Here is a 14610-nt window from a genome sequence, read left to right as displayed (position 1 = left end):
TGGAAAAACAAGAGGAGACGTAGATGACAAATCGTTTGCAGGGCAAGGTGGCGCTGGTCACTGGTGGTGCCAGCGGTGTGGGTCTGGAGGTGGTGAAGCTGCTTCTTGGTGAAGGCGCCAAGGTCGCATTCAGCGATATCAATGAAACGGCGGGGCAGCAACTGGCGGCTGAATTGGGCGAAGGCTCCATGTTTGTTCGCCATGACGTGAGCAGCGAGACGGACTGGACGCTTGTGATGGCGGCGGTGCAGCAACGTCTTGGCAGGCTCGATGTGCTGGTCAACAATGCCGGCATCCTGCTGCCTGGTGATATGGAAACAGGGCGTCTGGAGGATTTCAGCCGCCTGCTCAAGATCAACACCGAGTCGGTCTTCATCGGTTGCCAGCAGGGCATTGCGGCGATGAAGCAGGCCGGTGGCTCCATCATCAATATGGCTTCGGTATCCAGCTGGCTGCCCGTGGAGCAATATGCCGGCTACAGCGCCAGCAAGGCTGCAGTGTCCGCGCTGACGCGCGCCGCTGCGCTGAACTGTCGCAAGCAAGGCTATGCGATTCGCGTCAACTCCATTCATCCCGATGGCATTTATACGCCCATGATGCAGGCTTCGCTGCCAAAGGGCGTGAGCAAGGAAATGGTCTTGCACGACCCCAAACTCAACCGCGCCGGCCGCGCCTATATGCCTGAGCGCATCGCGCAGCTGGTGCTGTTCCTGGCCAGCGACGAGTCCAGTGTCATGAGCGGTAGCGAGCTGCATGCCGATAACTCGATTCTGGGCATGGGGCTATAGATGAGAGCTTGAGTCTGACCGTTCCCCCGGAAGGCCTTGAAGCGTTTCAAGGCCTTTGCCGTTTTTGCTGAGTAGGATGATGCAGGCAATGGTCTTGAGCGGTAAAGATGCGACCGTTCAAATTCGGTTGGGTTTTGAGAGGATGCCTTCATGAAATTGGGTTACACAATCATCTACGTCCCGGATGTCTCGGCATCGCTGGAATTCTTTAGCCGGGCATTCGGCATACAACAGCGTTTTCTGCATGAATCCGGAACCTACGGCGAGCTCGAGACAGGGCAGACCACGCTGGCATTTGCCGCCCATGAGCTGGGCGCGTTGAATTTTCCTGGAGGCCATGTCGAAGCGCACAGCGCTGCCAAGCCATTGGGATTTGAAATCGCGCTGGTCACGGAGGAAGTCGTGCAGGCTCATCGGAACGCGCTGAGCGCCGGCGCCATCGAGATGGCCGCTCCGACGGCCAAGCCCTGGGGTCAGATGGTGTCTTATCTGCGTTGCCCCGACGGCTGCGTGGTGGAGCTTTGTACGCCCATGACTGCCTGATCCGCAGAGATGCCTGCCCGCAAAGGTGCAAGGTCCGGGCCTGGCTTTCCGCACTGTTTGCAATATCGCGAACATGCGACGCAAATTGCACTCCGGCGGAGTTTGACCGGGCAGATCTCTGTGCTGCCGCCAGGGCGAGCATCAAGCAGCAATGCTGTCCCGAGACAAGAGAGACTTCGCGGGCGTATAGCGGCTCTGTGACTACAGTTAAGGACGAGTTCCATCGGCAGTCATTTCCGTGCTGAGGTGGGGCAGTATGGTTTTGATAGCTGCCAACGCTTTATGGGCAAGGTATTGCTTCTATATACTCCCCTTTTTTTTGTGAACAGGGGAAGCAATGCTTGCGCGATGGTCTGGTGCTTTGGTTCTGTCGGCTTGGCTGTCAGTTTTGGGTTGTGCGCAGGCTCAGCCCAGCGAAATGGTCAATGCCGCGAAGACAGGAGATGTCGCGGCACAGTACGAGTTGGGAAAAGCCTATCTTTACGGCAAGGGCGTGGAAAAGAATGCCGACGATGCCTTGCGCTGGCTGCGGCTGGCCGCAGAGCACAATCATGCGCCGTCCCAGTATCTGCTGGGTCTGGTCTATGTGCTGGGTGCCGAAGGTGTGAAAAAGGATCCTGAGGCAGGCCTGGCACACATTCATCAGGCTGCAAACGCCGGAAATCTCGATGCGCAGAACCTGCTGGGAACTATTTATCTAAAAGGCGAAGCGGTTCAGAAGGATGCCGCAACAGGTGTCGCATGGCTGGAGCGCGCCGCGCAACAGGGCTCTGCAACGGCACAAAATAGCCTGGGCTTTGTCTACCGCAAAGGCGAGTTGCTTGCCCAGGATTTGCAGGCCTCGTTTCGCTGGTATCTGAAGGCGGCCCAGCAAGCCGATGTGCTTGCGCAGTTCACCGTGGCCGAGATGTATTACCTTGGCGAAGGCGTGGAGAAGAATCGTGCCGAAGCTGCGAAATGGCTGACCCCGCTGGCAGACAAAGGCGTGCAGAAGGCCCAATTGCTGCTGGGAAAGATTTGCTTCGAAGGCCAGGGTGTGGCCCCCGACTACAAGCGGGCCGCGCTGCTGCTGCACGCTGTTGCCATCCGCGGCTCGGGCGAGGCTTACTATGAACTGGGCCGCCTGTTCGAGCAGGGCGAGGGCGAGTATCGCAACGAAAAAGAAGCGATCGCCTATTACACCCAGGCGCTGAAGTACCAGCATGCAGCGGCGGCGCAGCGGCTGGAGCAGCTCTCCGCTTCGTCGCCAAAGTCCGCAGAGTTTGCGCAGTCCATGGAATACATGGAGAACCTGAACTCGGCTCTCAAGGGCAATGTTCTGGCCCAGTACAACGTCGGTGTCTTTCAATATCTGGGCAAAGGCTTTGCGCAACCCAACTACACCGAGGCCGCCAAGTGGTTCACCATGGCAGCCAATCAAGGCTATGCCAAGGCCCAGTACAACCTGGGCACCTTGTACGAGAACGGCGAGGGTGTGGGCAAGAGCCTGGCTCAGGCGCTCAAGTGGTACCGTCTGGCCGCCGAGCAGCAGGATGCCCCGGCCCAGTACGCGCTGGGAACTTTGTACCGGGACGGTCTGGGTGTGAAGAAGAATGCCAAGCAGGCTCGTGAGTGGTTGCAGCGCGCCGCAGAGCAAGGCCATGCACCGGCAAAAAAGGCTTTGGCACAGCTCTGAGCTGACAAGCGGGGGCCGTTTTCAGAGGCCCTGGCTTGCCAGCGCGAGGGCGGCTAGGCCGGCTCCGAGATCTCGATCAGGTTCAGGTCGGGGTCACGCACATAGATGGAGCGGATTTTCGATGTGGCACCGGTGCGCATCACAGGGCCTTCGGCGATGGGAACCGACAACTGCTGCAGACGCGCGATAACCTCGTCCAGCGGCACCGAGGCCAGAAAGCACAGATCAAGGGCACCGGGCACAGGCGTGTGGGCCTTGGGCTCGAACTCGCGCCCTTTCACATGCAGATTGATCTTCTGCCGGCCGAACACAAAGGCCTTGCGCTCCACGGCCGGGGTGCCGCCGATGAAGGATTCCAGCCGCATGCCCAGGACTTCGGTGTAAAAGCGTATGCATTGGGCTTCGTTGGCCGTGGTGAGAACCAGGTGGTCGAGGTGACTGATCATGACAAGGCTACTCTCTGGTTGTGAAAACGAGTGTGAAGGCACGCGAGATCGCGTTGCAGGGGAACGGCATGACCATGGTGCAGCTGGAGGCCGGCATGGCCGGTAAGGCCGCAGTCGGGGTCGATTCTGTCAGGCTGTCGCCGTCCCATCCTGGCGCATGACTCCCTGCAAAAACGCCTGCTCGGCAAGCTGTGCCAGCGGGGCGCGCGGGATGCGACCGCGGCGCTCTCCATCGATGAGCGCGATCACGGTACCCAGCCACAGCTCGGTCAGCGTTGCGGCGCTGAAATCGATGCGGAACACGCCTTCCTGTTGGCCGCGCAGGAAAAAAGCGTCGACCTTGGGTTCCCAGATCGCATTTTCCTCCATGGGTTTTTCGACTTCATTCCAGTAATAGGTCAGGAACAGCGTGAATTCGCGGTGTTCAAGATGCTTGGCATTGAGGCGCTTGAGGGCCTCGAGCACCGGGCCTTCCTCGATGCGGGCTTCGTCCAGCGCATCGTCCAGCGTGCGCAGGCTTTGCTCCAGCAGGCGCTTGATCAGCAGATCGCGCGTGGGGCAGAAGCGATAGAGCGTGGCCTTGCTGATGCCTATGGCCTTGGCCAGTTCTTGTAGCGTGGCGCGCGGGTGGTTGACCAGGGCCAGGGCCAGTGGGGGGAGGATTGCTGTGTTGTCGTGGGGGGCGGTCGTCATTCGTGGCTCCGGTTGGGGCGGATACGGATGAACCTATTTTGATTCAAGCGGCGGGCCTAAAAGCTTGGGATAGCAACTTTACTTGGTATCAAAATGCCATGAATCAATATAGGTCTTAATGAATCAAATTTGATTCAAAAAATATTTTCATGCATCATGCGCTTCTTTCAAGATTTGACAAGACTCAAAAGCCATGAAGAAGAAAAGCCAGAATGTGCGTGCCTGGTCGGCCCTGGCCGCATTGGCAGCCGCAATGATGTTGGCCGGCTGCATCAAGTCGGAAGCGGGCGGACCGTCTCAGGAATTGCCACTGGTGGATGTGGTGACCGTCAAGCCCAGGGCGCTGAGCCTCAGCGCTGAGCTGCCCGGGCGCATCGAGCCCGTACGTGTGGCGGAGGTGCGTGCGCGGGTGCCGGGTATCGTGCTGAGCCGTAACTTCAAAGAAGGTGCCGATGTGAAGGCCGGCGAGGTGCTGTTCAACATCGACCCTGCACCGCTGCGCGCGGCGCTGTCGCGGGCCCGGGGCGAATTGGCGCGAGCCGAGGCCGCGCTCTCCGATGCTCAGTCCGTGGTGCGTCGTTATGAGCCGCTGGTGGAACAGGAAGCTGTGAGTCGCCAGGATTTCGACAGCGCCAAGGCCGCGCTGCACAGCGCCTTGGCTACGCGTCAATCGGCCCAGGCCGAAGTAGAGGCAGCACGCCTGAACCTGGACTATGCGACGGTGAGGGCTCCGATTGCGGGCCGCATCGGCCGTGCGCTGGTGACGGAAGGCGCCCTGGTCGGCCAGGGGGAGGCCACACCGATGGCAGTGATACAGCAGCTTGACCCTATTTATGCCGATTTCCGCCAGACCGCAGCGCTGGCCACGCGCTTGCGTTCACAGCAACAGGGAGAGCAGTCGCAGAAGAGTGCTCCAGTGACGCTGGTGGCGGACGGCCTGGACGAAAAGCGCCAGGGACGCATGCTGTTTTCGGATGTGACGGTGGATCGCGGCACCGGCCAGCTTGCACTGCGCGGTGAATTCCCCAACAAGGATGGCTTGCTGCTGCCCGGCATGTATGTGCGCGTGACCATGGGCCTGGGCGAGGATCCTGCGGCCATTCTCGTGCCTCAGCGCGCGGTGCAGCGCGGCGCCGACGGACTGGCCCATGTGCTGGTGCTCGACGAGAACGACATTGTGCAATCCCAGAAGGTGAGCACTGGCGCCATGTACGGCTCCGACTGGCATATCACCGAGGGCTTGAAGGAAAACGCCCGAGTGCTGGTCGGAGGCCTTGCGGCAGCCGTGCCCGGCACCAAGGTGCAGATCAGAGCTGCCGCTGTCAAAGATGCGGAAGTCACGGAAAAGAAATGAGCACTATGCGCTGGTCCTGCAAGCGCTGAATGCCAAAAAGACAAGCCTTATTCAAGGATAGACAATGTCCCGGTTTTTTATTGATCGCCCCAAGCTGGCCTGGGTGGTCGCGATCTTCATCCTGCTGGCCGGCCTGCTGGCGATCCCGGCTTTGCCCGTGGCGCAGTTTCCCAACGTGGCTCCGCCGCAGATCTCCATCTCTGCAACCTATCCGGGGGCATCGGCCACTACGGTGATGGAGTCGGTGACCAGTGTCATCGAGGAGGAGCTCAACGGCACCAAGGGTCTGCTGTACTTCGACTCGTCCAGCGGTGCCACGGGCCTGGCCGAGATCACGGCTACCTTCGCGCCGGGCACCGATCCCGCACTGGCCCAGGTCGAGGTGCAGAACCGTATCAAGAAGGCCGAGGCCAGACTGCCCGCATCGGTGATGCAGATGGGTCTGCAGGTCGAGCAGGCCAGCGCCAATTTCCTGATGATCTATTCGCTGACCTACAAGGGTGACGACAGCGGCAAGAACGAGGTCCGCCTCTCCGACTATGCGGTGCGCAACATCAATAACGAGATCCGCCGCGTGCCCGGGGTGGGCAAGGTGCAGTACTTCGGCGCCGATGTCGCCATGCGAGTCTGGGTCGATCCGCAGAAGCTGCTGGGTTACGGCCTGTCGGTGGCGGACGTGAATGCGGCCATTGCCGCGCAGAACGCCCAGGTGCCGGCAGGCAGCTTCGGCAGCCAGCCCGGATCGTCCGAGCAGGAGCTCAGCGCCACGATTGCCGTCAAGGGCACGCTGAGTTCGCCCGAGGAGTTCGGCCAGATCGTGCTGCAGGCCAGGGCCGATGGCTCGGCCGTGCACCTGGCCGATGTGGCGCGTCTCGAAGTCGGCCAGCTCGACTACAGCTTTGCCTCGCGCGAGGACGGCCACAAAGGAGTGGCGGCCGCCGTGCAACTGGCACCTGGTGCCAATGCTATGCAGACCGCCAAGGCGGTCAAGGCGAGGCTAGCCGAGCTGTCGCAGAACTTCCCCGACGATATTCAGTACGCAGTGCCCTACGACACCTCGCGCTTTGTCGAAGTCGCCATCGGCAAGGTGATCCAGACCCTGGTCGAGGCCGTGGTGCTGGTGTTTCTGGTGATGTGGCTGTTTCTGCAGAACCTGCGCTATACGCTGATTCCCACCATCGTGGTCCCGGTGTGTCTGGCCGGTACCCTGGCCGTGATGTATGCGCTGGGATTCTCGGTCAATATGATGACCATGTTCGGCATGGTGCTGGCCATCGGCATTCTGGTCGACGATGCCATCGTGGTGGTGGAGAACGTGGAGCGCCTCATGGCCGAGGAGGGGCTCTCGCCGCTAGCCGCCACCGCGCGCGCCATGCAGCAGGTCTCGGGGGCCATCGTCGGCATCACGCTGGTGCTGGTGGCCGTGTTCCTGCCTCTGGCCTTCATGAGCGGCTCGGTGGGCGTGATCTACCGCCAGTTCTCGCTGTCGCTGGCGGTCTCCATCCTGTTTTCGGGCCTGCTGGCGCTGACTTTCACGCCGGCGCTGTGCGCCACGCTGCTCAAGCCTGTTGCCGAGGATCACCACAAGGAGAAGAAAGGCCTCTTCGGCTGGTTCAACCGCCACTTTGCCAAGCTGACCGAGCGCTTTTCGCTGCTCAACCAGCGTCTGGTCAGGCGCACAGGCCGCTATATGCTGATCTATGCGGCCATCGTGGGCGGGCTGGGCTTTGCCTATACGCGCATGCCCGAGTCCTTTGTGCCTTATGAAGACATGGGCTACTACATCGTCAGCGTGCAACTGCCTCCTGGTGCAACCGAAGCACGTACCGAGGCCGTGGTGCGCGACATGGAAGCCTATGTGCAAAGCCGCCCCGCCACGGCCCAGGCCGAGTTCCTGATGGGCTACAGCTTCTCAGGCATGGGGCAGAACGCGGCCATGGCCTTCGTCACGCTCAAGGACTGGTCCTTGCGCGGCAAGGGCCAGGCGTCGTGGGACGAGGTCCAGGCCTTCAATCAGCGCTTCGGCAGTCTGTCCGATGGTGCGGCCATGGCGGTGGACCCGCCACCCATCGACGGCCTGGGCAATTCCGGCGGCTTTGCGCTGCGTCTGCAGGACCGCGCCAATCTGGGTCGCGAGGCCCTGGTTGCCGCGCGCGACGAGCTGCTGAAGAAGGCCAATGCCTCGCCGGTGATCGCCTACGCAATGATGGAGAACCTCGAAGACGCGCCGCAGCTGCGCCTGGACATAGACCGACGCAAGGCCCAGGCCCAGGGCGTAAGCTTCGCGAGCATCAGCGCCGTGCTGTCCACGGCCTATGGCTCGGCCGTGATCAACGAGTTTCCGAATGCCGGGCGCCTGCAGCGCGTGGTGGTGCAGGCCGACACGGCAGCGCGCATGACGCCCGAGGCCCTGCTGCGGCTGTATGTGCCCAATGCCCAGGGCGAGCAGGTGCCGCTGGCCTCGTTTGCCAGCGTGGAGTGGGAGCAGGGGCCGGTGCAGATCTCGCGCTACAACGGCTATCCGGCCTTCCGTATCGCGGGCGATGCCAAGCCCGGCCACACCACGGGTGAGGCCATGGCCGAGCTCGAACGCATCCTGGGTGAGATGCCGCGCGGCATAGGTTACGAGTGGACGGCACTGTCCTATCAGGAAAAGGCCGCTGGCGCACAAGCCCCCAAGCTGTTCGCACTGGCGATCTTGGTGGTGTTCCTGCTGCTCGTGGCCCTGTACGAAAGCTGGAGCATTCCCGCAGCCGTGATGCTGATCGTGCCCATAGGTGCGCTGGGATCGGTGCTGGCCACTTCGGCGCTGGGTCTCTCGAACGACGTGTACTTCAAGGTCGGCCTGATCACCATCATCGGCCTGGCGGCCAAGAACGCCATCCTGATCGTGGAGTTCGCCAAGGACCTGCACGAGCGCGGCCATTCGCTGGCGGAAGCGGCATTGCAGGCAGCCCGTTTGCGCTTCCGACCCATCGTGATGACTTCGCTGGCCTTCATCCTCGGGGTGGTGCCGCTGGCGCTGGCCAGCGGGGCGGGGGCCTCCAGCCAGGCCGCCATCGGTGTCGGCGTGATCGGCGGCATGCTCAGCGCCACCTTGCTGGGCGTGCTGTTCGTGCCCATCTTCTTTGTCTTCGTGCTCTCGCTGCGGCGCAAGCGCCGCGCAGTGCCGGAGGAAAAAAACACAGACTCCGAAGGAGAACCCGCATGAACGGGCGAAACCCCATGCGTACCGCGACGCTGACGCTGATTGCCGCGATGCTTGCCGGCTGCTCTTTTGCACCGACCTATGAAAGGCCTGCTGCGCCCATTCCCGGCAACTGGAGCGCGGCATCATCGGCCTCGGCTGCATCGATGCAGAGCTTGCACTGGAAGGATTTCGTGATCGATGAGCGCCTGCGCTCGCGTATCGAAACGGCGCTGGCCAACAACCGCGATCTGCGTCAGACACTGCTCAATGTTCAGACCGCACGCGCGGCCTATCGCGTGCAGCGTGCGGACCAACTGCCCGGTCTGGAAGCTCAGGCCGGCGGCAATCGCCAGCGCCTGCCTGCCGACCTGAGCGGCACGGGAGCGGCCAGGGTGCAGAGCAACTATCAGGCTGGCGTCGGGTTGATGGCTTTCGAGCTCGATCTCTTCGGCCGCGTGAGCTCGCTGTCCGAGGCCGCGCTCATGGAGTATCTGGCCACCGAAGAGGCCGCGCGCAGCGTGCAGATCAGTCTGGTCGCCGAAGTGATCCAGGCCTCGCTGGCCCAGGACAGCGCGCGGCAGCGTCAGGCCCTGGCGCTTCGTACCTTGCAGGCGCGCGAGAAGGAATTGCAGCTGATGAGCGAGCGTCGCAAGACCGGCACGGCAAGCCGTCTGGACGAGCAGGAGGCGCAAGGACAGCTCGAGCTGGCGCGCGCCGAAGTCGAGCGCTTCGAGCGCGAGCTGCGCCAGGCCGGCAATGCTCTGGACTGGCTGGTGGGTGATGGCAGGGTCCAGCCGGCAGCAGATCTGAGCGCCACGCCCCTGGTGCAGGAGATAGGCCCGGGTCTGCCCTCAGATCTGCTGGTGCTGCGCCCCGATATCCGCGCCGCCGAATATCAGCTGCGCTCACGCAATGCAAGCATTGGCGCGGCGCGGGCCGCGTTTTTCCCGCGCATCTCGCTCACGGGCTCCTATGGCTCGGCCAGTGCAGAGCTTGGCGATTTGTTTGCAGGCGGTCAGCGCTCCTGGTCCTTCATGCCGCAGCTGAGCCTGCCGATTTTTGATGGCGGCCGCAATCGCGCCAATCTGGAAATCGCGCAGCTGCGCAAGGACATGGCGATAGCTAGCTACGAGCGCAGCATTCAGACGGCATTTCGTGAAGTCAGCGATGCGCTGGTCTCCGTCGAGACCCTGAGGCGCGAGGAACTGGCCCGCCAGCGGCTGGTGCAGACCAGCGCGAATACGCTCAAGCTCGCCGAGCTGCGCTATCGCGCAGGGCTGGATAGCCATCTGCGCTATCTGGATGCACAGCGCACGGACTTTGCGCAGCAGATGGCACTGATCGAGGTCAGCGCGCAGCGACAGATGGCCCTGGCCACGCTGTTCAAGGCCTTGGGTGGCGGCTGGCAGGTCGGTCCGGTCGCCCAGGGCTGAGAAGGCGCCAGTGCGGCCGCTTGGTTGGCGGTGCATTGGCTGCGGCTTATGGACCAAGGAGCACAGGACTTGGTCAGTCGAGTCAAGAACGGGCGGACGGCCTGAATTCCAGGCTCTGACCCGACCATCCAAGTCAATGCGGCTCGCAATAGGCCGCTGAATCTCGTCGGCGATGAAGTCTATGACAGCGTGGGTCGAGCATCCCGAAAAAACCACAGCTATTTCACTTTTCTCAATGATCGATAATAATTCTCATTATCAAAAAATGTAAGCTGTCGTATCTTGTCATACCCGTCTCACTCCTTGACCGACATGGCCGCGATCTATGGAGAGCATCACCCCTGGCTTTTGGGCTGGCTGAGGCGCAAGCTCGGCGGAGCTGATCATGCCGCGGATCTTGCGCAAGATACCTTTGTGAGAGTGCTGGCTGCCCAGGCGGAGCAGCGCGCGCTGGTGTTACGCGAACCGCGTGCCTATCTGACCACGGTGGCGCGCAATCTGCTCATCAATCATGTGCAGCGGCTGTCGCTGGAGCAGGCATGGCTGGACGCGATGGCCCAGTTGCCGGAGCCTCTGGCGCCTTCGCCCGAGCAGCAGTTGCTGGTGCTGGAATCATTGCATCAGGTCGATGCCATGCTCAACGGCTTGCCACCCAAGGTGCGCGAGGCGTTTCTACTATCCCAACTCGATGGTCTGAGCTATGCACGGGTGGCAGAGCGCTTGGGAGTCACGTCTCGCACCGTCAAGCGCTATATGGCCCAAGCATTCGAGCAGTGCATTTTGCTGGTGATTTGAGTCATGGTTATTGCACCTCCTCCGGCTCTGGATATCGATCCGAGCGCAGCACGGCAGGCTGCACAGTGGCTTGTGCGGCTGCATGCCGACGCTGGCGACAAGACAGTGCATACAGAACTCATGCGCTGGCGCAACTCGGATCCGAGTCATGAAATGGCCTGGCAGCGGGCCGAACTGGTTCTTGGCAAACTGAATGCAACCCGGGCCGGCAACAGTGCCGAAGCAGGCAATACGCTGGGCGGTCTGAGCGCTGCAGCGCTGCGCGAGGCGAATCGCTCGCAGCGGCGTGCCGTCACGCGGCTGCTGGCTACAGCGATTGTGGCGGGGCCGCTCGGCTATGGGGCCTGGCGTCTTGCGCCCTGGCATGAATGGTCGGCGGACATGCGTACCGACACGGGAGAGAGCCGTGAATCGACGCTGGCCGACGGCAGCAGAATCCAGCTGGATACCGGCAGCGCCGTCGACATGGCGTTCACATCATCGGAGCGTCGCCTGATCCTGCGCGCGGGCGCCATCTGGGTGCAGACTGCTGCCGATGCCGCGCTGCGGCCTTTTCTGGTTCAGACAGCGCAAGGAACGGTCCGGGCATTGGGGACGCGTTTTACCGTGCGCATCGCGCCGCCCTTTGCGCGAACGGAACACAGCTGTCTCATTGCGGTTCAACAAGGAGCGGTGGAGTTGAGTCCTGTCAACGACGACACAAGCGTGCGCATCGACGCGGGAATGCAGGCACAGATGAGCGCGGGGAAGGTCGGCGTACCCGAAGCAGCCGGCCTGGCCTCCGATGGCTGGACTCACGGGGTGCTCTATGCGGAAAAGACACCGCTGGGGATTTTTGCTGCCGAGCTTTCGCGCTATCGCCCGGGCATCGTGCGATGCGATCCGGCTGTTGCTGCGCTGCCTGTGAGCGGAGCCTTTCAACTGCGCGATACGGATCAGGCGCTGGCGGCGCTGGCTGCCTCCATGCCCATCAGAATCTTGCAGCGCTCGCGTTACTGGGTGACTATCGTGCCGCGCTGAAGCACTCGATTTCTTCACCTTCCATGTCCCCTTTTTGCCAGGACGCCGGTCATACAAGAAAGGCAACACATTTATCGGCATTTTCAAAAAGGGTTACTCCATGGTCTTGGCGCAGCATATTCCCGGGCAAATTTCAGTGCCTTCATCCTCCTTTGTGCCCGTCGAGAGCCTGGGCCTCAAAAAGAACGCAGTTCAAGCTGCGCTGATCCTGCTGCTCGGGGTGGCAGGTGCCAGCGGCGTCCAAGCCCAGTCGAGTCAGGGCTCCGCCAGTAGTCAGCAAGTGAGAGAGTACAGTCTCCCCAGGGGGCCATTGAGCCAGGCGCTGGCGCGCTTTGCGGGGGAATCGGGGGTGACGCTATCCGCGGACTCTGCACTGACCGGGGAGCTCCAGACGGCTGGTTTGAATGGCAGATTTGCCGTCGCTGAGGGCTTTGCGCAGCTGCTGCGTGGTAGCGGGCTTGAGGTCGCGCAAACCCAGCCCGGTATTTTCATTCTGCGCAAAAGCACTCAGGCTCCTGTGGTGGCGGGTGCAGCCCCCAGTCTGGCGGAAGTGCTGGTGACTGCTGCGGCCGAAGCATCGACCTTCTCGGAAGGCACGGGCTCCTATGCTGCACAGCTCGTCACGATCGGCAAGAGTGCACAGAGTCTGCGAGAAATTCCGCAGTCGGTGTCGGTGGTGACGCGCCAGATGCTCGAGGACCAGAATATCCAGAGTCTCGATGACGCCATGCGCACCGTGCCCGGCGTCACCGTGGAGCCCGGCAGCACCGGAGGCAATCATGGCAATTTCTACCTGCGCGGCTACGCGGTGGATACCGTGCAGATCGACGGTGTCAACACTCCTGCGAGCACCGGCAATGATCTTTCCAGCGGATTCGGCATGGCCATGTACGACCGTATTGAGGTCCTGCGCGGTCCTGCAGGACTGTTCCAGGGGGCCGGCGACCCTGGCGGCTCCATCAATCTTGTGCGCAAGCGCCCCAAGGCACAGCGGGAGTTCAGCACGCAACTATCGGCCGGCTCCTGGAATCGCTATTACGCCGAGGCGGACATGAGCGGGCCTCTGAGCAGTGATGGACGCATACGCGGGCGTCTTGTCACGGCCTACCAGGACCAGGGCTCTTTTGTGGATCATGTGTACTCCAGGAAGCCGTTGATCTATGGCGTGCTGGAAGCCGACCTCACTCCGTCAAGCACGCTTACCGCCGGAGCCAGCCATCAGCAATACAAGGGGCGTCCCGCCTTCGGCCTGCCAGCCTATCCGGATGGCCGCCTGCTGGATATTCCGCGCTCCAGCTATCTGGATCCCATCTGGAACCACATCACGGAACGCAACACCGAGTACTTCGCAGAATTTCAGCATCGCCTGGACAATGGCGGGCAGATCAAGCTCAATGCGACCTACCGGGAGCAGGATGAGCCCTCTCGTCTCTTCGGCTGGTCGGACTGCGCGGCCGACCCAGCTACCGGCGACAGCTGCCTCATCAGCTGGGCTTACCGCAGCCACTGGAAGACCCATGGCCTTGACGGCCTCATCACCACGCCGTTTGCCGCGCTGGGCTCATCCAATAATGAGCTGACGCTGGGAGCGGACTATCGCAAGGTGCACAAGAGCTTCAAATACGGCGGCGGAGACGGTGCTCCCATCAATATCTTCGATCCCGACAACAACGTTCCCAAGCCTGCGAATTACAGCTTCTCCAACGGCAACGACAACCGAACCGAGCAGTACGGGCTCTATGGACGAATCAATCTGCGCCCGGCCAGCGGCGTGTTGCTCAGCATGGGAGGGCGCATGACCTGGTGGGACAACCATGCCGTCAATCGCAACGCCTATTTCAACCAGTTCTCCGAAACCGATACGCGCATCAGCGGCAAGTTCACTCCCTATGCGGGAGTCGTGTTCGACCTGAGCGAGCAGTTGTCTGCCTATGCAAGCTACACCCGCATTTTCGCGCCGCAGACTGCCAGCGATGCTGAGGGCATGACATTGCGCCCACGAGTGGGCCAGCAGTACGAGGCAGGCCTGAAGGGCGAGTGGCTGAACAAACAGCTCAATGCCCGTGCGGCTGTTTTCCGTATGGAAGACAGCAATCGTGCAATGACCGATCCGGCCAATCCGCTGTTTTCCCTTGCCGCTGGCAAGATGCGAAGCCAGGGGGTGGAGGCGGAAATCAACGGTCGCATAGCTCCGGGCTGGAATCTCGCTGTCGGATACGCGTACACACAGACCAAAACGCTGGAAGGAACACCGGACGAGAAGGCTCAGCTCTATACCTTCATCGCTCCGCGCCACAGCTTCAACTTGTGGACACGCTACCAGTTCGGTTCGGGGCCTCTGGAAGGCTTCAGTGTGGGTGGCGGTCTGCGCAGCGTCAGTCGGATGTACCGCCTCAATGGTGACGTGAAGTTCTCTCAGGGTCCGGTGACTACGGCTGCACTGCAGATCGGCTATCGCTTCAACAAGAATCTGGATGCAACGCTGACCGTCAACAATGTCTTTGACAAGGTGTATTACCAGCGTGTCTGGGCGGCCTATGGCTCCAACTACTATGGCGAGCCGCGCAATGTGATGCTGACATTGCGCGGCAAGTTCTGAGCTCCATGCCAAGGGGGCTGGGTAGCCCTTGAAAGCCGGGGCAATACAGGCTCGAGAGCCCAGGCGCACAAGCG

Annotated in this window: 11 protein-coding genes; 9 read left to right on the top strand and 2 right to left on the bottom strand. The window is 61.7% G+C overall.

What is annotated here, in order from left to right; translation table 11 throughout:
• Positions 1 to 23 precede the first annotated feature (23 nt).
• The 3 genes from AAIL67_RS02245 to AAIL67_RS02235 all read left to right on the top strand — a co-directional run bounded on the left by AAIL67_RS02245 (position 24) and on the right by AAIL67_RS02235 (position 3006).
• Complete coding sequence (locus AAIL67_RS02245; protein WP_045839077.1) at positions 24 to 788, top strand: SDR family oxidoreductase; 765 nt, start codon at positions 24 to 26, stop codon at positions 786 to 788.
• Positions 789 to 938: 150 nt separating this feature from the next.
• The gene (locus AAIL67_RS02240; protein ID WP_343483296.1) at positions 939 to 1331 is read left to right on the top strand and encodes a VOC family protein; all 393 of its coding nucleotides are present in this window, start codon (positions 939 to 941) and stop codon (positions 1329 to 1331) included.
• Positions 1332 to 1749: 418 nt separating this feature from the next.
• The gene (locus AAIL67_RS02235; protein ID WP_343483295.1) at positions 1750 to 3006 is read left to right on the top strand and encodes a tetratricopeptide repeat protein; all 1257 of its coding nucleotides are present in this window, start codon (positions 1750 to 1752) and stop codon (positions 3004 to 3006) included.
• A 53-nt stretch (positions 3007 to 3059) separates the two neighbouring features.
• Here the strand turns inward: AAIL67_RS02235 and AAIL67_RS02230 are convergent, their stop codons facing one another.
• Together AAIL67_RS02230 and AAIL67_RS02225 are read right to left on the bottom strand one after the other, a co-directional pair.
• Entirely contained in the window at positions 3060 to 3452 is a 393-nt protein-coding gene (locus AAIL67_RS02230) for a VOC family protein (RefSeq protein WP_057092062.1), read from the bottom strand.
• Between the two features lie 129 nt (positions 3453 to 3581).
• Positions 3582 to 4145, bottom strand: a complete 564-nt coding sequence (locus AAIL67_RS02225) for a TetR/AcrR family transcriptional regulator (protein ID WP_003063204.1) — start codon at positions 4143 to 4145, stop codon at positions 3582 to 3584.
• Positions 4146 to 4338: 193 nt separating this feature from the next.
• Here AAIL67_RS02225 and AAIL67_RS02220 point away from each other — a divergent pair, with 193 nt between their 5' ends.
• The 6 genes from AAIL67_RS02220 to AAIL67_RS02195 all read left to right on the top strand — a co-directional run bounded on the left by AAIL67_RS02220 (position 4339) and on the right by AAIL67_RS02195 (position 14536).
• A complete protein-coding gene (locus tag AAIL67_RS02220; RefSeq protein WP_063660849.1) occupies positions 4339 to 5499 on the top strand; it encodes an efflux RND transporter periplasmic adaptor subunit in 1161 nt (386 codons plus the stop codon).
• Between the two features lie 64 nt (positions 5500 to 5563).
• Positions 5564 to 8710: an efflux RND transporter permease subunit gene (locus tag AAIL67_RS02215; RefSeq protein WP_343483294.1), complete on the top strand. Its 3147-nt coding sequence runs from the start codon at positions 5564 to 5566 to the stop codon at positions 8708 to 8710.
• Positions 8707 to 10122 carry an efflux transporter outer membrane subunit gene (locus tag AAIL67_RS02210; RefSeq protein ID WP_343483293.1) on the top strand — a complete coding sequence of 472 codons (1416 nt, stop codon included), beginning with the start codon at positions 8707 to 8709 and terminating at the stop codon, positions 10120 to 10122. Before AAIL67_RS02215 ends, AAIL67_RS02210 begins: the two co-directional genes overlap by 4 nt.
• Positions 10123 to 10434: 312 nt before the next feature.
• Positions 10435 to 10917, top strand: coding sequence for a sigma-70 family RNA polymerase sigma factor (locus AAIL67_RS02205; protein ID WP_343483366.1), 483 nt, complete (start codon positions 10435 to 10437; stop codon positions 10915 to 10917).
• A 3-nt stretch (positions 10918 to 10920) separates the two neighbouring features.
• Entirely contained in the window at positions 10921 to 11937 is a 1017-nt protein-coding gene (locus tag AAIL67_RS02200) for a FecR domain-containing protein (RefSeq protein ID WP_343483292.1), read from the top strand.
• 136 nt (positions 11938 to 12073) lie between these two features.
• Entirely contained in the window at positions 12074 to 14536 is a 2463-nt protein-coding gene (locus AAIL67_RS02195; RefSeq protein WP_224650515.1) for a TonB-dependent siderophore receptor, read from the top strand.
• The last annotated feature ends 74 nt before the right edge of the window (positions 14537 to 14610 follow it).

Origin of the sequence: Comamonas sp. A7-5 (genome assembly GCF_039581385.1) — a bacterium.
Classification (GTDB): domain Bacteria; phylum Pseudomonadota; class Gammaproteobacteria; order Burkholderiales; family Burkholderiaceae_C; genus Comamonas; species Comamonas thiooxydans.
Note: the sequence above shows the minus strand (reverse complement) of the source record. Positions and strands in the feature narration are given on the sequence as shown.

Bases quoted from the DNA above. Each gene is read 5' to 3' on its own strand.
- AAIL67_RS02245 (WP_045839077.1), top strand. From the start codon at position 24: ATGACAAATCGTTTGCAGGGCAAGGTGGCGCTGGTCACTGGTGGTGCC.
- AAIL67_RS02240 (WP_343483296.1), top strand. From the start codon at position 939: ATGAAATTGGGTTACACAATCATCTACGTCCCGGATGTCTCGGCATCG.
- AAIL67_RS02235 (WP_343483295.1), top strand. From the start codon at position 1,750: ATGGTCAATGCCGCGAAGACAGGAGATGTCGCGGCACAGTACGAGTTG.
- AAIL67_RS02230 (WP_057092062.1), bottom strand. From the start codon at position 3,452: ATGATCAGTCACCTCGACCACCTGGTTCTCACCACGGCCAACGAAGCC.
- AAIL67_RS02225 (WP_003063204.1), bottom strand. From the start codon at position 4,145: ATGACGACCGCCCCCCACGACAACACAGCAATCCTCCCCCCACTGGCC.
- AAIL67_RS02220 (WP_063660849.1), top strand. From the start codon at position 4,339: ATGAAGAAGAAAAGCCAGAATGTGCGTGCCTGGTCGGCCCTGGCCGCA.
- AAIL67_RS02215 (WP_343483294.1), top strand. From the start codon at position 5,564: ATGTCCCGGTTTTTTATTGATCGCCCCAAGCTGGCCTGGGTGGTCGCG.
- AAIL67_RS02210 (WP_343483293.1), top strand. From the start codon at position 8,707: ATGAACGGGCGAAACCCCATGCGTACCGCGACGCTGACGCTGATTGCC.
- AAIL67_RS02205 (WP_343483366.1), top strand. From the start codon at position 10,435: ATGGCCGCGATCTATGGAGAGCATCACCCCTGGCTTTTGGGCTGGCTG.
- AAIL67_RS02200 (WP_343483292.1), top strand. From the start codon at position 10,921: ATGGTTATTGCACCTCCTCCGGCTCTGGATATCGATCCGAGCGCAGCA.